Consider the following 17,693-nt stretch of genomic DNA (forward strand, 5'->3'; position numbering starts at 1 on the left):
TGGGTGGCCTTTGCCGATTGACCTTGCGGCCGCCATCTCGCCATATCCGTCGAGCCCGGTTTGGAGCGGGCGCATCGGAGGAAAACATGACCATTTCGCTCGCACCCGTCGCCCTGCCGGATTTCGGTCCGCTCGGCGAACAGCCACAGATTCCCGCCGCCACCTATGCCGCGCGCGCCGACGCAGCGCTGAAGAATGCCGGGACGGACTGGCTCGTCGTCTATGCCGACCGGGAGCATTTCGGAAACATCATGTTCCTCTCCGGATTCGAGCCGCGTTTCGAGGAGGCGCTGTTGATGCTCGGCAAAGGCGGCAAGCGCGTCATCATCACCGGCAACGAATCCGAGAGCTATACGGCGCTCGCCCGGCTGCCCGGCATCGAAGTGTTGCGCGCGCAGAGCTTCAGCCTGATGGGTCAGGACCGCTCGCAAGACCCGCGCCTCGCCTACCGTCTCAAGGATGCCGGTATCATGCCCGGAGACAGCATCGGACTGATTGGCTGGAAATATCTTTCTGCCGAGGAAGATGACGACTATGCGGAAAGCTTCTTCGTCCCGGATTTCATCGTCAAGATGCTCAGTCGCGCCATCGGCAGCGGTGGCAAGCTCCTCGATCGCACCGAGGTACTGATGCATCCGGAAAAGGGGCTGCGTTCGGTCGTCGATGTCGATCAGCTCGCTGCCTTCGAATGGGCCGCCGCACGCTGCTCGACGGCACTCTGGCGCGTTGTCTCGGGCGTGCGTGAAGGCGATACGGAATTCGAGGCGCTGGGGCGACTCGGTTATGAAGGCGATCCGCTCAACGTCCACACGATGTTTACCTCAGTCAGCAAGGGCGAACACATCATCGGCCTGCGCAGCCCGACGGCGCGAAAGCTGAAGCGCGGCGACGGCGTCACCACGGCGCTCGGCTACTGGGGTGCACTGTCATCGCGCGCCGGATTGCTTGCTGACCACGACCACGACTTCCTGAAGCCGGCGAAAGCCTATTTCGAGGCGCTGATCACCTGGTACGAAACATCGGATATCGGCGTCACCGGCGGCGCGCTCTTCGAGGCGGTGACCGGCAAGCTGAAGTCGGCGGGGCTCAACTCCGCGCTCAACCCCGGCCATCTCGGCAGCCACGAGGAATGGCTCCATTCGCCGGTACAGCCGGGATCGACGGATCGGCTCCGCTCCGGCATGCCGTTTCAGGTCGACGTGATCCCGGTGCCGATGCCCGCGGGCTGGGCGCTCAATAGCGAGGATGCCGTAGCATTTGCCGACGCCACGCTCCGGGAAGAAATCCGCCAGCGCTATCCGGCGATGCATGCGCGCATCGCCGCGCGCCGCAGCTTCATGGCGGACAAGCTGGGTGTCGCGGTCAAGGACAGCATCCTGCCGCTGTCCTCGACGCCGCTCTATCTCCCGCCATTCTGGCTGAAGTCAGGGCATGTGCTGGTTCGCGATTAAGCCGTCAGGCGGCGCCGCGAGATGATCACGAGGCGCCGTTCCCACCAGATCAATACCAGGCTGGAGCCGACGATCAGCAGGGCCCCGGCAACGACATTCAGCGTCGGGATCTCGGCCCAGATCAGGTAGCCATAGAGGAAAGCCCAGATCAGGCCGCTATATTCGATCGGCGCCAGCGTCGAGGCCGGCGCATAGCGGAAACCTTCGTAGAGGATGTACTGTCCGGCCGCGCTGATGCAGCCAAGGCCGATCATCAGCACCCATCCGAAGGCATCGGGGGTCTTCCAGACGAAGGGCAGTGCCGCGCCGCAGACGATGACGAACAGCACGCCTGTTGCCAGCATCTGGTTGACGGTGCTTTCCGTGCGGCTGACGAGACGCACGAGGATGGTGCTCCAGGCCCAGCAGAAGCCGGCGAAAAACACCATGCCGGCCGGAATAAGGCTCGGCGCTTCGGCAGGATTGGCGGCCAGGACGACGCCAATGAAGCCACCGATGCAGGCCAGCCAGCGGATCGGGCCGACATTTTCGCGCAGGATGAAGATCGACAGCACGACGGTGATGACGGGTGCCGAGAAATACATCGTGGTGATTTCGGCGAGCCCGAGATGGCGGGCCGCGGAGTAGTAGGCAAGCCAGGCGCCCAGCATCAAAACGGCGCGCAGCAGAACGGAACTTCTGTGCTGGCTTTTCAGGATCGACGGATGCCGATTCCGGTGGATGAAGAAGGCCGAGAAGCCGACGATCATCACGCTGCGGATGAACAGGATCTGCGGCACGGCATAGTCGGCGACCAGCCATTTGACGACGGCGTCCTGGATGGCAAACAGCGAATAGCCGATGCAGGCAAGGGCAATTCCCACCAGCGGGGAAGGCGCCTCATCGGTCGATCTGGAGAACATGAAAGCCTGCGATGGGAATGCGTTGAGGTGCCCCGGCCTAGCAAGACCGGGCGCCGTTGACAATGCGAGGAATAGCCCTCCGCGAAGATTTGATCAGTTGATCTTCACGCCCTTCGACCGCATGCGTGAAACCGTTTCCCGTTCGGCGCGCTTGCAGCGCATCGGCGGCAGGCCGCGGTCCATCAGGTCCATGTCCTCGAGCACCATGTCGCCCATCTTCTTGAAGGCGCTGTCGAGCGCTCCGGCGCGGTGGGCCGAGCGGATAAAGCCCTTGAGCTTGCGCACCGGATGATCGGATGGCAGCGGCTCTTCGGGATAGACATCGCTTGCCGCCACGATATGGCCTGAGGCAACAGCGGCCATCAGCGCATCGAAATCGACGACATCGGCGCGGCTGAGCAGGATGAAGGCCGCTCCCTTGCGCATGCTGGCGAAGGCCTCGGCTCCGAGAAAGCCCTTGTTCTCGCTGGTAACGGCGGCAACGACGAAGACGAAGTCGCTCTTCGTCAGCACATCCTCCAGGCTTGCCGCCTCGACATTGTTTTCCTCGATGATCGACTTCGGCTGCCAGGGATCGAAAACGCGCACCTTGGCGCGGAAGCCCGACAACAGGCGGCGCAGTGCCTTGCCGAGATCGCCGAAGCCGACGATGCCGATCTCCGATCCGGCGATCAGCCGGGCGCTGGCATTGCCCTCGCCGCCCCAGAGCTCGTTGCCGTCGCGAAAGGCAACATCGGCATCGACGATGCCGCGGGCGAGCGACAGGGCGAAGCCGAGACCGATTTCGGCCACCGGCTCGGCGAAGACCTGGCCCGTCGTCACCACATGGATGCCGCGCTGGAAGAGCACGTCATAGGGCATGTTGTTGATGAGATTGCTCTCGACATTCAGCACGCAGCGCAGCGACGTCATCCGCGCCAGCGTTTCCTCCGACAGCGGTGGCTGTCCGATGACATAGCGCGCCTTGCCGAGCACCTCGTCGCCGAGACCGGCGATATTGTCAGGATCGGCCTCGACGATCTCGTATGTGTCGCGAAGCACCCGGCGCGCTTCATCGCTGAAGATCAGATCGAGCGTGCGCGGTTCAGGCGCGCTGATCGCCAGGGGCTTTTCGGTCTTCGTCATCATGTCCTCCTCCTGCAGCCGCCTAAGGCTGCACAATCCTTATCTCAGCGCCACGCTGACCGGCATCGATCGACAGATAGGCTGCCGCCGAAATCAGCGGCCAGTCCTGCGGCCTTGCAAGCGCCACCGGACAGCCGATCCCGTAGAGTGCCTCCGCAACCATTGCGCCGGTGACGACGATCGCATCGCGCTTCAACAGGATGATCCCCGCAGGGGCTGTCTTCAGCCGGATGGCTTCGGCCAGCACCGAGCTTCCCGAGCTCGATCCCCTGCCTGCCTCCATGACAAGGATCGCGCCGGTGATCGACTGGCCGCTTTGCGGATGCCACTGGTCAATGATCCTGCCGGTCGCCGAATCGACGCCACCCCAGAAACTGAGCGGCTCGGCGAGCACGAAGGCTGCCGCCGCAGCCTTGCCTTCCATCAGTGTCGTCGCGGAAAATGCCGTCACAGCCGCACCACCTTGCCCGAACGCGCCGAGGCCATGCATTCGGCGAGCGAACCAAAGGCAACGTCGACGCCGATATTGCCGGGTGCGTAATAGGCCCACTTGCCCGAGTTGGTCATCACCGCACCCGACATGTCGCGGATGATCGCCGTGACATAGGTGCAGGTATCGATGACGAGCGTCACACCCGCAGCTTCCAGCGCCACGCGCCAGCCGCGATTTTCAAGCTCCGCCAGAACCTCGCGATTGGTGTTGATGTAGATATCGACAGCAGCCTTCCCGCCCGTGAGCAGCGGCATCAGCCGCTCGAACTCGCCGATCGAGAAATGCGGCGTTCCCATGCTGACGGCTGCAAGCGGCGTCCCTTCCGCCACGGTCGAGAGATTGCGGATGGTGTCGCGGATATCGTTGCGGCTGAGCCGGATCGTCTCCTGCGGTTCGACCCCGCCACAGGCCGCCTCCAGCGTCGGCGCCTCCGGCGTCAGACCGACGGCGTGAAACAGCGCGACGGCGCCCGCCGAGGCGGCAACGGCACCGAGCGCCTTCAGGTCGTCCTCTGAACTCTCCTCTGGCAGCCCGCGGATGACGGGGATGCGATCGCCGCAGCGGCGGCCGATGGCGTGACCGGCAGCGACACAGATCGACCCGGCATCCCGCTCACCCTCGGCAAACTCCTCGATATCGACAAGCACGGTCGCCCGCCGGTTTTCGGTGACATGAAGTCCATAATAGGGCGCCCGTCCCGCCAGCGCGCAACAGAGATCGATGAAATCGCCATAGCGGTTTGTGCGGGCGCCGAGCACCGAATTGGCAAAGACGATCGCATTCGATTCCGCCCAGGCGATCTGCGCCCCGAAGCGCGGCCGGAAGATCGTCTGGTAGGGCGCACAGGTGAAGGTCGGGACGCAGCCGAGCTCCTCATGCGCCTTCATCAGCCGCGCACCGTTGCGGCCAAGCGCCTCGTCGCCGCGGAAAAGTTCGGGATGGATGAGATCGACCGAACCGACATTCAGCGTCGTCGGCACGCGAACACGGCCGCCCCAGGACACCATCCGCTCGACGAAATCGAGGCTGACCTCGCCGAGATAGAGACAGCCGTCGATATGGGAAGCCTCAATATCCACCAGTTTTGTGGCGCCGACAGCCTCGGCGAAACGAACGAGAAGCCGCATGGCAAAAGCCGCCGCCTCACCATGGCGGCCGTCGAGCAGGGCTTTGTCATCAGGGGAAAGCTGAAGAGAGGAATGCATGGCGGCGACGCTATCAGGTCGTCTTGCGGGAGAGAAGATGGCTTGCGAATTCGACCAAAGGCGCACTCGACAAAACTGTCACAAACACTATGTCACAAAACCTTCACAATTTCATTTGCCAGTTCGTTTCTTTTCGTTTTGTATGCGGAAAGTTTCGTAACGAAACCGGCCGGTGGGATCGAGGAGGATCTACGCCGGCAGGCCGTGCTCCGTTCAAAACGGCACGGCAGGACACATAGGGAGGAACCATGTCCATTCGTTTCATGGCCGCATCCGCGGCAACCATCACCTTGTCGCTCTCGTTCGCTTCGAGTGCCTTTGCAGTGACCGAACTGCAGTGGTGGCACGCCATGGCGGGCGCCAACAACGAAGTGGTCAACCAGCTCTCCAAGGAATTCAACGAAAGCCAGAAGGACTACAAGATCGTCCCGGTTTTCAAGGGCACCTATCCGGAAGCGCTGAATGCCGGCATCGCCGCCTTCCGCGCCAAGCAGCCGCCCGCGATCCTGCAGGTCTTCGACGCCGGCAGCGGCGTGATGATGGGCGCCGAGGGCGCGATCATGCCGGCAGCCCAGGTTCTCGAAAAGGGCGGCTTCAAGTTCGACAAGTCGGAATACCTGCCCGGCATCGCCGCCTATTATTCGAAGCCCGACGGCACGATGCTGTCCTTCCCCTATAATTCGTCTTCGCCGATCCTCTATTACAACAAGGACACCTTCAAGAAGGCCGGTCTCGACCCGGAAAGCCCGCCGAAGACCTGGCCCGAAGTGTTCGAAGCGGCCAAGAAGATCAAGTCGAGCGGCGCGTCTGCCTGCGGCCTGACCTCGACCTGGCTCACCTGGATCCAGACCGAGAACCTCGCCGCATGGAACAACGTGTCCTACGGCTCCAACGAGAACGGCCTTGCAGGCACCGACGTGAAGCTCGCCTTCAACTCACCGCTCTTCGTCCAGCATTTCCAGGCGATTGCCGATCTCGCCAAGGACGGCACCTTCCGCTACGGCGGCCGCACCTCGGAAGCCAAGCAGCTCTTCACCTCCGGTGAATGCGGCATCATGACGGAATCGTCAGGCGGTCTCGGCGACATCATCAAGACGGGCATGAACTACGGTATCGGCCAGCTGCCCTACTATGAAGGCGAAGGACGTCCGCAGAACACCATCCCCGGCGGCGCCAGCCTCTGGGTCTTCGCCGGCAAGAGCGACGAAGAATACAAGGGCATCGCCCAGTTCTTCCACTTCCTGTCGCAGACCAAGATCCAGGCCCGCCTGCATCAGGTATCCGGCTACATGCCGGTGACCATGGCCGCCTATGAGGACACCAAGAAGTCCGGCTTCTATGAAAAGAACCCGGGCCGCGAAACGCCGATCCTGCAGATGATGGGCAAGGCGCCGACCGAAAACTCCAAGGGTGTGCGTCTCGTCAATCTGCCGCAAGTGCGTGACATCATGAATGAGGAGTTCGAGGCGATGCTGGCCGGCAAGCAGGATGCCAAGGCAGCGCTCGACAAGGCCGTCGAACGCGGCAATGCCGCAATCCAGCAGGCGATCGGCCAGTAAATACCGGCGTTCCCGCCCGCATCCCTTGTGGCTGCGGGCGGCCCTTCATGTCAAGGAGATCGCCGTGCAGCGCGTCGTCTTTCCGAACAAGATCCTTCCCTATTTCCTGGTCGCTCCGCAGATCATCCTCACCGTGGTTTTCTTCTTCTGGCCGGCAAGCCAGGCGCTCTATCAATCGATGCAGCGTGAAGATCCGTTCGGGCTGAAGAGCGGCTTTGTCGGCCTTGCAAACTTTCGCGACGTCTTCGCCGATCCGAATTACCTGAACTCGCTCTATGTCACCGTCGTCTTCAGCGTGCTGACGGCGCTGCTCTCGATGGTCGTGGCGCTGGCCCTGGCGACGGCGGCCGACAAGGTGGTGCGCGGGCAGACCTTCTACCGGACTCTTCTGATCTGGCCCTACGCCGTGGCGCCTGCCGTCGCCGGCATGCTCTGGCTCTTCATGTTCAATCCTGCCATGGGCACCTTCGCCTACATCCTGCGGCGCAACGGCTTCATGTGGGATCCGCTTCTGAACGGCAACCAGGCGATGACGCTGGTCATCGTCGCAGCCGCCTGGAAGCAGATCAGCTACAATTTCCTGTTCTTCGTCGCCGGGCTGCAGGCGATCCCGAAAGCGCTGATCGAGGCCGCCGCCATCGACGGCGCCCGCGGCAGCCGCCGCTTCTGGACCATCGTCTTCCCGCTGCTGGCGCCGACCACCTTCTTCCTGCTCGTTGTCAACACCGTCTATGCCTTCTTCGACACCTTCGGCATCATCCATTCGGTGACCGGCGGCGGCCCGGCCAAGGCGACGGAAACGCTGGTCTACAAGGTCTATAACGACGGCTTCGTGAACCTCAATCTCGGCTCGTCCGCCGCACAATCGGTGATCCTGATGATCATCGTCATCGCGCTGACGGCCTTCCAGCTCCGCTTCGTCGAGAAGCGGGTGCATTATGCGTGAGGGCCTGAAATGATCGAAAAACGCCCCATCGCCAGCCTCATCGGCCATTTGATGCTGATCATCGGCATCATCATCGTCGCCTTCCCGATCTATTACACCTTCATCGCCTCGACGATGACGTCGGCGGAGATCATCAAGCCGCCGATCTCGTTGCTGCCGGGCAGCCACTTCACCGAGAATTACAGCGAGGCGCTGTTTGGCGGTGTCGAGCGCGCCGTCGGCGTCAGCCTCGAACGGCTGCTCTTCAACACCTTCGTGGTGGCGATCCTCATTGCCGTCGGCAAGATCCTGATCTCCTTCCTGTCGGCCTTCGCGGTGGTGTTCTTCCGCTTCCCGCTGCGCATGGTGTTCTTCTGGATGATCTTCGTGACGCTGATGCTGCCGGTCGAGGTGCGCATCCTGCCGACCTACAAGGTGATCGTCGATCTCGGCCTGATCGATACCTACGCGGGGCTGACCCTGCCGCTGATGGCCTCGGCGACCGCGACCTTCCTGTTCCGCCAGTTCTTCCTGACGATCCCAGGCGAATTGCTGGAGGCCGCGCGCATCGACAATGCCGGACCGTTCCGCTTCATGCGCGATATCCTGCTACCGCTGTCGCGCACCAATATCGCGGCCCTCTTCGTCATCCTGTTCATCTATGGCTGGACGCAGTATCTCTGGCCGCTGCTCGTCACCAACGACGCGCAGATGAACACGATCATCATCGGGCTCAGGAAGATGGTGGATTTCACCGACGCGGCAACGCCCTGGAATTTCGTGATGGTGACGGCGATCCTTGCGATCATTCCGCCCATCCTCGTCGTGGTGCTGATGCAGCGCTGGTTTGTCAAAGGTCTTGTGGAGACGGAGAAGTAATGGCCAGGATCACCCTCAACGATGTCCGCAAGACCTATGGCGGCGGCGTCGAAGTCATCAAGGGCGTCTCGCTCGAGATCGCCGACGGCGAACTCCTGGTGCTCGTCGGCCCCTCCGGTTGCGGCAAGTCCACGCTGCTCAGAATGATCGCCGGCCTGGAAGGCATCAGTTCCGGGGAGATCAGCATCGGCGATCGCGTCGTCAACGATCTCGAGCCCTCCGAGCGCGATATCGCCATGGTCTTCCAGAACTATGCGCTCTATCCGCATATGACGGTGCGCCAGAACCTCGCCTACGGCCTGAAGAACCGGAACACGCCAAAGGACGAAATCGAGCGGCGGATCGTCAAGGCGGCGAAATCGCTGGAGATCGAACCCTTCCTGGAGCGCAAGCCGCGCCAGCTTTCGGGCGGCCAGCGCCAGCGCGTCGCCATGGGCCGCGCGATCGTGCGCGAACCGGCAGCCTTCCTGTTCGACGAGCCGCTCTCCAATCTCGATGCGAAACTGCGCGTGCAGATGCGCGTCGAGATCAAGCGGCTGCAGCGGGCATTGGCGACCACCAGCGTTTATGTCACCCACGACCAGATGGAGGCGATGACGCTTGCCGACCGGCTCGTCGTCCTGAACGGCGGCCATATCGAACAGGTCGGGACACCGATCGAGCTCTACGAGAAGCCGGCTACCACCTTCGTCGCCACTTTCATCGGCTCGCCATCGATGAACCTGCTGGAGACCAGCGGCAGCGGCTTTGCGCTCGGCAACGGCGCGACACCCCTGCCCTCCGGCACCGCGACACTCGGCATCCGCCCTGAAGACCTGCATCTCGCCGAACCCGGCAAGCCCGATGCCTTCACGGCCGATGTCCGCGTCGGCGCGGTGGAGCTCGTCGGCGCCGAAAGCTATGTCCACGGCACGCTGCCGAACACCCAGGACATCGTCTTCCGCGTCCCGGGCCGGTCGCAGATCGCCATCGACGCCCGCGTGACGATCGGCGCGGCGCAATCAGCGCTGCATTTCTTCGACGCTGCAGGCAAAAGGATCGGTTGATCCTTCCATCTGATTTTTCTGCGATCCGCGAAGGGCCAGCCGACACCACGGCTGGCCCTTCGCGTTTCGGCCATGCCGGCGCGCCGGAGCTCTGTATTTCGCAACACAAGCAAACGGCTTGCAAAGTGCAATCGGTCGGCGTATTGTAACTTTCATAATGAAAGCTACTAGGTGCCGTCATGCAGAATAAAAGCTTCAAATCCATGCAGTGCCCTATCGCCCGCAGTCTCGACCGCGTCGGCGAATGGTGGAGCATTCTGATCCTGCGCGATGCGCTGCGCGGCGTGACGCGGTTCGACGATTTTCAGAAGAACCTCGGCATTGCCACCGCGACACTGACGCGGCGCCTCGACAATCTGGTCAAGGCAGGGCTGCTGGAACGGCGAGCGTATCAGGAGCGGCCGCAACGTTTCGAATATGTGCTGACGGCCTGCGGCGAGGACTTCCGCCCGGTCATCTGGTCGATGATCGCCTGGAGCAACCGGCATTTCGCACCTGAAGGGCCGAGCCTTGTCATCGTCGACAAGCAAAGCGGCGCCTGGGCCGATCCCGTGCTTGTCGACCGCAAGACCGGAAATCCGCTCGCCAAGCCGCAATATGACGTCGCGGCCGGACCCGCGGCCAGCGAGACGCTGCGATTGCGCTATCCATTTCGCTCCGAAGCGTCCGGTACGGCGCTGATCGAGCGCCCCGCCCCCAACCAAGAACAATAAGACTGGAGCATGGCCATGAACAAGGTCGTGACTGAATCCGAACTCACCCAGGGAGCCATTTCCCTGAAGCCGAAGAGAAGCCCCAAGCGCCCGCTCGGCATTCTTGCAGTCATTGCCATCGCCGGCGGCGCCGGATGGTACGGTTATTACTGGTCGCAGACCGGCCGCTATCTCGAGACCACCGACGACGCCTATATCGGCGGCAACACCACGGCGCTCTCGCCGCGGGTTTCCGGCCATGTCGAGGCTGTTCTGGTCGATGACAATCAGCGGGTGACGGCAGGTCAGTTGCTGGTGCGCCTCGACAGCCGCACATTCAAGACGGCAGTCGATCGCGCCGAGGCGGCAGTGCGCGAACAGCAGGCGAGCCTCGACAATCTTCACGCCCAGTCGGCGCTTCAGGCCTCGCTGGTGAAACAGGCGGAAGCCGACCTTGCTGCCAAGAAGGCGGCATCCGATTTCACCGAGATCGACGCGGTGCGCTATCGCAATCTGGCAACACAGAGCACGGGAACCGAGCAGAACGCCCAGAAGGCGGTTCTGGCCGATACGCAGGCGAAGGCCGCAGTCGCCGCCTCCGACGCCGGACTGACGGCGGCGCGACAGCAGATACAGGTTCTGAATACGCAGATCGCCCAGGCGCAATCGGCGCTCGACGGCGCCAGGCTCGATGCCGAGACAGCGCGGCTCAATCTCAGCTACACGGAGGTCCGCTCGCCTGTTGATGGCTATGTCGGCAACCGGGCAGCCCAGATCGGCGCTTTCGTTTCCGATGGCAGCTATCTCCTGAGCGTGATCCCCGAAAAGGGCCTTTGGATCGACGCCAATTTCAAGGAAGATCAGCTCGCGGTCATCAAGCCCGGACAGAAGGTGACCGTGGTCGCCGACATCTATCCCGGCCACGATCTGACCGGGAAGATCAGCAGCATCGCACCGGCCACCGGCGCCACCTTCAGCGTCATTCCACCTGAAAACGCCACCGGCAATTTCACCAAGATCGTCCAGCGCGTGCCCGTCCGCGTGGCGCTCGATGACACCGCCGTCAAGGATCAGGCGCTGCGGCCCGGCCTCTCGACAACGGTGACCGTCGACACCCGTCCCTGATCAGGAATAGACCATGACAGCCCCCGTCACGCCTGCCCAGCCAAGCTGGGTTCGCAGTCTGCTGCCCTTCGTGGTGATGTGCTTCGGCATGTTCATCGCGCTGCTCGACATCCAGATCGTCGCCTCCTCGCTCCAGGATATCGGCGGCGGCCTGTCGGCCTCGCAGGATGAGATCAGCTGGGTACAGACCGCCTACCTGATCGCCGAAATCATCGTCATCCCGCTGTCGGGATGGCTGACCCGCGTGTTCTCGACGCGCTGGCTGTTCACGGCATCCGCCGCCGGTTTCACGCTGACCAGCATGCTCTGCGGCCTTGCCTGGAACATCGACAGCATGATCGTCTTTCGCGCCCTGCAGGGTCTGCTCGGCGCCTCGATGATCCCGACGGTCTTTACCTCGTCCTTCCACTATTTCCAGGGACCGCGGCGCGTCTATGCGGCAGCGGTCGTCGGCACCATCGCCTCGGTCGCGCCGACGCTCGGCCCGGTTATCGGCGGCTGGATTACCGATACCTGGAACTGGCACTGGCTGTTTTACATCAACGTTGTGCCCGGCGCCCTGATCGCCGTGCTCGTCGCCATCCTGGTGAAGATCGACGAGCCCGATATCAAGCTTCTCAAGGAAGCAGACTATCCCGGCATCCTGCTGATGGCGGTGGCACTCGGGACACTGGAATATACGCTGGAAGAAGGCACGCGCGCCAACTGGTTCGACGACCAGACGATCCGCACCACCGCGACGATCGCGGCCATCTCCAGTCTGCTGTTCTTCATCCGCAGCCTGACCTATTCGAAACCGGTCGTCGATCTGCGCGCCTTCGGAAACCGCAACTTCGCCATCGGCTGTCTGCTTTCCTTCGTGACAGGGATCGGCATCTTTTCGACCATCTACCTGACGCCGCTGTTTCTCGGCTACGTCCGCGGCTTCAATGCCTGGGAAACCGGACTTGCCGTCTTTTCCACCGGGGCTGCGTCGATGCTCGGCGTTCCCTTCTACATCATGCTCGCCAAGCGCTACGATATCCGCTGGCTGATGATGTTCGGGCTTGCCTCCTTCGGCATCTCGATGTGGGGCTTCAGCGCCATCACCCACGACTGGGGCGGCGACCAGCTTTTCTGGCCACAGGTGTTCCGCGGCTTTCCGCAGGTCTTTGCCGTCGCGCCCGCCGTGACGCTCGGGCTCGGCAGCCTGCCACCCGAACGGCTGAAATATGCGAGCGGTCTGTTCAACATGATGCGCAATCTCGGCGGTGCCGTCGGCATCGCCGTCAGCGCGGCAATCCTCAACAACCGCACCAACATGCATTTCAACGCCATCGCCTCCAACCTGACGCCTGCGAATGGTGCGATGGAGCGGCTGACGGCCGGTGTTGCGCGGCGCTATTCGGAGATCGCCGGAAGCATCAACGACGGGCAGACGGCCGCCTTGAAGCAACTTTTCAGGCTCGCCTACCGCGAGGCCTCGACCATGGCCTATGCCGATGCCTTCCGGGTGATCATGGCCGCCTTCGTCGTCGCCACGGCGCTGGTGCCGCTACTGCGCAATGTCACGCCACCGAAGAGCCCACAACCCGGCGGCGGCGGCCACTGAGAGGGAAGCGTAGTGCGACGGCGGCACGTGCCCCAAGCGATCAGCTCAACGCTTTGCGCTTTGAAGTAGTGTCTCGACCGCCGCCTTGGCGGAAGCAAAGGGTGCGGGATTGCGGCACACCTGTGACATCAGCAATGCGCCCTGGAAGAGAATGGCGATCTGTTTTCCGAGGCCTTCGGGATCGGCCACGCCGAGACGCCCGCACATGCCAATGAACCGCTGCTCGACATGGAGGCCGAGACGTTCACCGCGCGCCGCGATGCCTTCATGCTTGCCGGCATATTCCTGCGAAGCCTTGATCCCCAGGCAGCCCCGGCGGTCTGCCTCCAGCTGCATGCGCCGGCTGTCGAAACAGGCGAGGATCTGCTGGCGCGGATCGCCATCCGTGGCCATTGCGGGGGCAAAATAAGCGTCCGCGATGCCCTCGCCGTAATAATCGAGCACCGCTTCGATCAGGTCCTCTTTCGAGGCGAAATACTTGTAAAGCGTGCGCTTGGAGATGCCGCTCTCGGCCATGACGGTGTCGATGCCGGTGGCATGAAACCCGCCATCGTAAAAGCGGTCGAAGGCCAGCTTCAGGATCTCAAGCTTCTTGGCCGGGATCGGCGCGGCATCGGGCATGTCTCAATTCCTCGCGGGGCGTCTGACGACAGCTTTAGCAAACTGCGTTGACACGGTAAACAGATCTGTTTATCCATTCGCGATGTAAACAGATCTGTTTACTATATTTTCGAACCTTTGGCCGCAGCGATGGCCTGGAAGGAAAGCAAATGTCACTGAGAGATAAGACCGTCCTGGTTTCGGGCGCCAACCGCGGCATCGGCGCAGCCACCGTCAAGGAATTGCTCGGCGCTGGCGTCAAGAAGATCTACGCCACGGCCCGCAACGTCGCGTCGCTTCCCGATTTCGCCGATGCCCGCGTCGTGCCCCTGCAGCTCGACGTGACCGACGATGCCTCGGTCAGGCAGGCGCTTGCCGCCGCGCCCGATGTCGATGTGCTGCTCAACAATGCCGGGAGCCTGGCGTTCAACGATTTCATCAGCAGCACGCATGAAGAACTGAACGGCGACATGGAGACCAATTATTACGGAACGCTGCGGGTCATCCGCGCCTTCGTGCCCGGTTTCGTCGCCCGCGGCTCCGGCACGATCGTCAATGTCGTCAGCATTGTCGGCCTGGTTTCCGCCCCGCCGCTCGGCGGATATTCGGCCTCGAAGGCCGCGCTGCAGTCGCTGACGCAGACTTTGCGCGGCACATTGAAAGCATCCGGCATCGATGTCATCGGCATCTATCCCGGCCCCGTCGATACCGATCTCGCCCGGCATATCCCGCTCGAAAAGGCGACGGCGGAGCATGTCGCGGTCAATATCGTCCGCGGCATCGAAAACGGCGATGCCTATATCTTCCCGGATCCGACCGCCCTGCAGATCGAGCATCTGTGGGCGAATGACGGCCGCAGCCTGGAAGCCGCGATGGCCGCCGCCGGCTGATTGCGCCTGCGGGTTCGACGGCGTGCCGCTTCCGCAAGAGGCGCGCCGCCGAGATGGCCGAGCAGCATGGCCTCTTTTACTGGCGTGCCACAGTTCCTATTTGCTCTGGCACGCCGCTCTCGCATCATCGCGGCCGGCTTCCACTGACGGATTTTTCGTGCGCCCTTCCGCCTTCTTCGTCCGCGTCATGGCCATCGGCCTTCTGATGCATCTCTATGTCGGCATCCGGCTGATACCCGCAGCACCCGTCGATGGTGCGCTGAAGTGGCTGGCGGTCATCGCCCTTGCCGCTTCCGTGACCCTGATACCGCTTGGCATGGCAGCCCGGATGATCAGCCGCCAGCCTCTGTCCGATCTGCTGGCATGGGCCGGTCTTTCCGCCATGGGCTTCTTCTCGTCTCTGCTCGTTCTCACGGTCCTGCGCGACATCGCGCTGACCGCGCTCGCCATCGCCGGATGGGTATCGGGGGCGGGTACGCCCGTCCGGTCCTTTGCGGAATTCACCGCACTCGGCGTCCCCGCGCTTGCGCTGCTTCTCAGCCTTCTCGGCCTCTATTTCGCACGCCGCCGCGCGCCGGTGAAAACGGTTGATGTACCGGTCGCCGGACTTGATGCGGCGCTCGACGGCTTCACCATCGTCCAGGTCAGCGACATTCACATCGGCCCGACGATCAAGCGCGGCTATGTCGAAAAGATCGTCGCGACGGTCAACGCGCTGAAGCCTGACCTCATCGCCGTGACGGGCGACGCCGTCGATGGCTCGGTGCCGCAGCTGCAGGAGCACACGCAGCCGCTGGCGGACCTGGCGGCTCCCCATGGCACGTTTTTCGTCACCGGCAATCATGAATATTATTCGGGTGCCGATCCGTGGATCAGCGAGTTTCGCCGGCTAGGGCTGACGGTGCTGATGAACGAGCATGTGGTCATCGATCACCGCGGCGCGCAGGCCGTCATTGCCGGCGTCACCGATTATGGCGGCGGTCATTTCGACCCGCGGCATCAGAGCGATCCGGCCAAGGCCGCCAAGGGCGCACCCGGCGATGCGTCCTTCCGGCTGCTTTTGGCCCATCAGCCGCGCAGCGCCCCCGAGGCGTCGAAAGCGGGTTTCACGTTGCAGCTCTCCGGCCACACACATGGCGGCCAGTTTCTGCCGTGGATGTTCTTCGTGCGAATGCAGCAGCCATTCGTTCACGGGCTGGCGAAGCTTGGCGATCTCTGGGTCTATACCAGCCGGGGAACCGGCTATTGGGGACCGCCCATCAGACTCTTTGCGCCTTCCGAGATCACGCGGCTGCGCCTTGTGCAAGGCGGTTGAGGCCGCCGCCTTGCAGGTTTTTTAAGATCCGCTCAGCGTGCTGCCGTGTGCATGACGACGCCACCATCGACCGGCTCGATCGACACGGTGATCGCGGCGATGTCCTGGAGGCTCGCCACGTGGGTTCCGGCGCAATACATCTGCGCCTGCTTGCCATCGAGAACGCATTCCCAGAGGCGCCGCGTATCGAGCGTCGAGGGAACTGGCGTCAGCGAGATGGCTGTGGGCTCAGAAAGCCAGCCGCGCAGCGTCCCGTTGATTGCCTCGATGACGGCCGGCAGGTCGGCGACGAAGCGGTCGAGTTCGAAGCCCTTTTTGCGCAGCGTCTTGCCGACGCGATAGGTATCGACCGACGCCTGCTCCGACAGCAGCGCGCTGACGATCGCTTCCTTGTCGAAATCGGGATTTCCGAGCGTATCGAGCGCGGCGCCCTCCTTTGTCCAGTAGCTTTTGGCGGCGCGGTTGAGCGCAAAGGCCGAGAGGTGAGCTGCCGTGTGGGCCAGGCTGAGCTTGCGGCGGCGGTCGGCATCGACCTCGATGCTGACGGTCTCGCCAGCAGCAGGCGCATCACCTGTGATCACATGGATGACGACGCTCTTCCATTCGTCCCCGGTGCGGCCGAGCGCCCGGGCGTCTTCGCCGAAAACGAGCTCGCCGGTTTCGGCATTGGCCATGCCGGTCCAGGCATCGGTGATCTCCAGGCGCTGTCCGCCCGCCGTGATCATAACGCCGCGATCGGCGGGCTGGTCCGGCCAGCGGAAGCTCACGGGATGAACCGGCGTCTCGTCGCATATGACGAGCGTGTTGCCGTCAGGCTCTTCAGCCGCAAACAGCACCTTGCCGCTGCCGCTCACATCGCCACTGGCAAAGCCAATCCGTGTGCTGTCCCTGACATCTGTTTGAAAACGCATAATGCTATCCTTGGTAAATTGGTCAAAGCCACTGCTTGAGCAGCGCGAGATCGACATTGCCGCCGGAAACGACGCAGACGACCGGTCCCTTGCCGCGCACCCGCTCGCGATTGGCAAGGAGACCCGCCAGCGCCGCGGCACCTGCGGGCTCGGGGGTGAGCTTGCAACGCTGCATCAGAAGCTTCATTGCGCCGACGATTGCTTCGTCGTCAACAAGCAACACGTCCTCGAACCGCTGGCGGACAAGCTCGAAGCACCTCACGCCGGCGCTGGGCGCGGCCAGGCCATCGGCGATCGTCTTGACGACGGGCAGCCGTACAGCGCTTCCGGTCTTCAGGCTCTCGTACATTGCCGGCGCCCCCTCGGGCTCGATGCCAAACAGCGAAACGGGATGGTCATGGGCGATCGCAGCCTTGGCAAGCCCACCCGCCATGCCGCCGCCGCCCATGCCGAGGAAGATCGTCGCGACGTCAGGAAGATCCTCGAAGATCTCGCAGCCGAGCGAGGCATGGCCGGTCATCAGCGCATCGTCGTCATAGGAGGAGATATAGGTGAGGCCACGTTCCCGCGCTGTATCGAGGCAGAACTGCGCCGCTTCCTGCGGCGTGCCGTGCAGGATCACCTCTGCGCCGTAATCCTTGGTCGCCTGCACCTTGGTCGGGTTGGCGGTCGCGGCCATGACGACGACGGTCTTCACGCCGAGCGCCGTTCCTGCGTAGGCGAGCCCCTGCGCCGCGTTGCCGGCCGAAAAGGTGATGGCGCCGGCCGCCCGCTCAGCATCGGAGAGCGACATCAGCGCCCAGATCATGCCGCGCGGCTTGTAGGAGCCGGTTTTCTGGAAGAGCTCCGCCTTCAGATAAACGTCTTCCCCGACAAGCTTGGAAAGCGTCGAAGAGTGCCAAAGCGGCGTGCGATGGATATTCGGCTGGACGGCGGCCCGGGCGCGTTCGATATCGTCAAGCAGGCTCATATGATCCATCTCCG

The 17,693-nt window shown here is 62.9% G+C and carries 17 protein-coding genes; 10 read left to right on the top strand and 7 right to left on the bottom strand.

Going from position 1 to position 17,693, the window contains the following annotated elements:
* Positions 1 to 86: 86 nt before the first annotated feature.
* Positions 87 to 1,451 carry a Xaa-Pro aminopeptidase gene (locus tag J2X43_RS02100; protein WP_310290566.1) on the top strand — a complete coding sequence of 455 codons (1,365 nt, stop codon included), beginning with the start codon at positions 87 to 89 and terminating at the stop codon, positions 1,449 to 1,451.
* Here J2X43_RS02100 and J2X43_RS02105 read toward each other — a convergent pair.
* The 4 genes from J2X43_RS02105 to J2X43_RS02120 form a co-directional block, all read right to left on the bottom strand.
* On the bottom strand, positions 1,448 to 2,353 hold the full coding sequence (locus tag J2X43_RS02105; RefSeq protein ID WP_310290569.1) for a DMT family transporter: 906 nt from the start codon (positions 2,351 to 2,353) through the stop codon (positions 1,448 to 1,450). The genes J2X43_RS02100 and J2X43_RS02105 overlap by 4 nt on opposite strands.
* 93 nt (positions 2,354 to 2,446) lie before the next feature.
* The gene (locus J2X43_RS02110) at positions 2,447 to 3,478 is read right to left on the bottom strand and encodes a hydroxyacid dehydrogenase (protein WP_310290572.1); all 1,032 of its coding nucleotides are present in this window, start codon (positions 3,476 to 3,478) and stop codon (positions 2,447 to 2,449) included.
* 22 nt (positions 3,479 to 3,500) lie between these two features.
* The gene (locus J2X43_RS02115) at positions 3,501 to 3,929 is read right to left on the bottom strand and encodes an aconitase X swivel domain-containing protein (RefSeq protein ID WP_310290574.1); all 429 of its coding nucleotides are present in this window, start codon (positions 3,927 to 3,929) and stop codon (positions 3,501 to 3,503) included.
* On the bottom strand, positions 3,926 to 5,176 hold the full coding sequence (locus J2X43_RS02120; protein ID WP_310290576.1) for an aconitase X catalytic domain-containing protein: 1,251 nt from the start codon (positions 5,174 to 5,176) through the stop codon (positions 3,926 to 3,928). Before J2X43_RS02120 ends, J2X43_RS02115 begins: the two co-directional genes overlap by 4 nt.
* 248 nt (positions 5,177 to 5,424) lie before the next feature.
* Between J2X43_RS02120 and ugpB the strand changes: the two genes are divergently transcribed.
* The 7 genes from ugpB (at position 5,425) to J2X43_RS02155 (ending at position 12,993) form a co-directional block, all read left to right on the top strand.
* Complete coding sequence (gene ugpB, locus J2X43_RS02125) at positions 5,425 to 6,735, top strand: sn-glycerol-3-phosphate ABC transporter substrate-binding protein UgpB (protein WP_112388825.1); 1,311 nt, start codon at positions 5,425 to 5,427, stop codon at positions 6,733 to 6,735.
* Positions 6,736 to 6,799: 64 nt separating this feature from the next.
* Positions 6,800 to 7,681 (top strand): sn-glycerol-3-phosphate ABC transporter permease UgpA, encoded by an 882-nt coding sequence (ugpA, locus tag J2X43_RS02130; protein WP_310290580.1) that lies wholly within the window; start codon positions 6,800 to 6,802, stop codon positions 7,679 to 7,681.
* A gap of 9 nt (positions 7,682 to 7,690) precedes the next feature.
* Complete coding sequence (ugpE, locus tag J2X43_RS02135) at positions 7,691 to 8,539, top strand: sn-glycerol-3-phosphate ABC transporter permease UgpE (RefSeq protein WP_112516416.1); 849 nt, start codon at positions 7,691 to 7,693, stop codon at positions 8,537 to 8,539.
* The gene (locus J2X43_RS02140; RefSeq protein ID WP_310290584.1) at positions 8,539 to 9,585 is read left to right on the top strand and encodes a sn-glycerol-3-phosphate import ATP-binding protein UgpC; all 1,047 of its coding nucleotides are present in this window, start codon (positions 8,539 to 8,541) and stop codon (positions 9,583 to 9,585) included. The genes ugpE and J2X43_RS02140 overlap by 1 nt, the downstream gene beginning before the upstream one ends.
* A 179-nt stretch (positions 9,586 to 9,764) precedes the next feature.
* Positions 9,765 to 10,298: a helix-turn-helix domain-containing protein gene (locus tag J2X43_RS02145; RefSeq protein ID WP_310290586.1), complete on the top strand. Its 534-nt coding sequence runs from the start codon at positions 9,765 to 9,767 to the stop codon at positions 10,296 to 10,298.
* A 15-nt stretch (positions 10,299 to 10,313) separates the two neighbouring features.
* Positions 10,314 to 11,402 (top strand): HlyD family secretion protein, encoded by a 1,089-nt coding sequence (locus J2X43_RS02150; RefSeq protein ID WP_310290589.1) that lies wholly within the window; start codon positions 10,314 to 10,316, stop codon positions 11,400 to 11,402.
* A 13-nt stretch (positions 11,403 to 11,415) separates the two neighbouring features.
* Positions 11,416 to 12,993: a DHA2 family efflux MFS transporter permease subunit gene (locus J2X43_RS02155; RefSeq protein ID WP_310290592.1), complete on the top strand. Its 1,578-nt coding sequence runs from the start codon at positions 11,416 to 11,418 to the stop codon at positions 12,991 to 12,993.
* A gap of 45 nt (positions 12,994 to 13,038) precedes the next feature.
* Here the strand turns inward: J2X43_RS02155 and J2X43_RS02160 are convergent, their stop codons facing one another.
* A complete protein-coding gene (locus J2X43_RS02160; RefSeq protein WP_310290594.1) occupies positions 13,039 to 13,614 on the bottom strand; it encodes a TetR/AcrR family transcriptional regulator in 576 nt (191 codons plus the stop codon).
* 149 nt (positions 13,615 to 13,763) lie between these two features.
* On the opposite strand from J2X43_RS02160, the gene J2X43_RS02165 reads away from it, so the two are divergent.
* On the top strand, positions 13,764 to 14,483 hold the full coding sequence (locus J2X43_RS02165; RefSeq protein ID WP_310290598.1) for an SDR family oxidoreductase: 720 nt from the start codon (positions 13,764 to 13,766) through the stop codon (positions 14,481 to 14,483).
* Positions 14,484 to 14,640: 157 nt separating this feature from the next.
* Positions 14,641 to 15,798, top strand: coding sequence for a metallophosphoesterase (locus J2X43_RS02170; RefSeq protein WP_310290601.1), 1,158 nt, complete (start codon positions 14,641 to 14,643; stop codon positions 15,796 to 15,798).
* Positions 15,799 to 15,830: 32 nt separating this feature from the next.
* Here J2X43_RS02170 and J2X43_RS02175 read toward each other — a convergent pair whose 3' ends face one another.
* Together J2X43_RS02175 and J2X43_RS02180 are read right to left on the bottom strand one after the other, a co-directional pair.
* Positions 15,831 to 16,709, bottom strand: a complete 879-nt coding sequence (locus J2X43_RS02175) for a hypothetical protein (RefSeq protein WP_310290603.1) — start codon at positions 16,707 to 16,709, stop codon at positions 15,831 to 15,833.
* Positions 16,710 to 16,731: 22 nt separating this feature from the next.
* Positions 16,732 to 17,679, bottom strand: a complete 948-nt coding sequence (locus tag J2X43_RS02180) for a threonine/serine dehydratase (RefSeq protein ID WP_162708452.1) — start codon at positions 17,677 to 17,679, stop codon at positions 16,732 to 16,734.
* Positions 17,680 to 17,693 lie beyond the last annotated feature (14 nt).

The sequence above is a fragment of the Rhizobium sp. BE258 genome, from assembly GCF_031457345.1.
Lineage (GTDB): Bacteria > Pseudomonadota > Alphaproteobacteria > Rhizobiales > Rhizobiaceae > Rhizobium.

Excerpts from the sequence above, each read along its gene's own strand:
- J2X43_RS02120 (WP_310290576.1), bottom strand. The coding sequence starts at position 5,176 with ATGCATTCCTCTCTTCAGCTTTCCCCTGATGACAAAGCCCTGCTCGAC.
- J2X43_RS02105 (WP_310290569.1), bottom strand. The coding sequence starts at position 2,353 with ATGTTCTCCAGATCGACCGATGAGGCGCCTTCCCCGCTGGTGGGAATT.
- J2X43_RS02160 (WP_310290594.1), bottom strand. The coding sequence starts at position 13,614 with ATGCCCGATGCCGCGCCGATCCCGGCCAAGAAGCTTGAGATCCTGAAG.
- J2X43_RS02110 (WP_310290572.1), bottom strand. The coding sequence starts at position 3,478 with ATGACGAAGACCGAAAAGCCCCTGGCGATCAGCGCGCCTGAACCGCGC.
- J2X43_RS02155 (WP_310290592.1), top strand. The coding sequence starts at position 11,416 with ATGACAGCCCCCGTCACGCCTGCCCAGCCAAGCTGGGTTCGCAGTCTG.
- J2X43_RS02150 (WP_310290589.1), top strand. The coding sequence starts at position 10,314 with ATGAACAAGGTCGTGACTGAATCCGAACTCACCCAGGGAGCCATTTCC.
- ugpB (WP_112388825.1), top strand. The coding sequence starts at position 5,425 with ATGTCCATTCGTTTCATGGCCGCATCCGCGGCAACCATCACCTTGTCG.
- J2X43_RS02165 (WP_310290598.1), top strand. The coding sequence starts at position 13,764 with ATGTCACTGAGAGATAAGACCGTCCTGGTTTCGGGCGCCAACCGCGGC.
- ugpE (WP_112516416.1), top strand. The coding sequence starts at position 7,691 with ATGATCGAAAAACGCCCCATCGCCAGCCTCATCGGCCATTTGATGCTG.
- J2X43_RS02175 (WP_310290603.1), bottom strand. The coding sequence starts at position 16,709 with ATGCGTTTTCAAACAGATGTCAGGGACAGCACACGGATTGGCTTTGCC.
- J2X43_RS02140 (WP_310290584.1), top strand. The coding sequence starts at position 8,539 with ATGGCCAGGATCACCCTCAACGATGTCCGCAAGACCTATGGCGGCGGC.
- J2X43_RS02100 (WP_310290566.1), top strand. The coding sequence starts at position 87 with ATGACCATTTCGCTCGCACCCGTCGCCCTGCCGGATTTCGGTCCGCTC.
- J2X43_RS02180 (WP_162708452.1), bottom strand. The coding sequence starts at position 17,679 with ATGAGCCTGCTTGACGATATCGAACGCGCCCGGGCCGCCGTCCAGCCG.
- J2X43_RS02145 (WP_310290586.1), top strand. The coding sequence starts at position 9,765 with ATGCAGAATAAAAGCTTCAAATCCATGCAGTGCCCTATCGCCCGCAGT.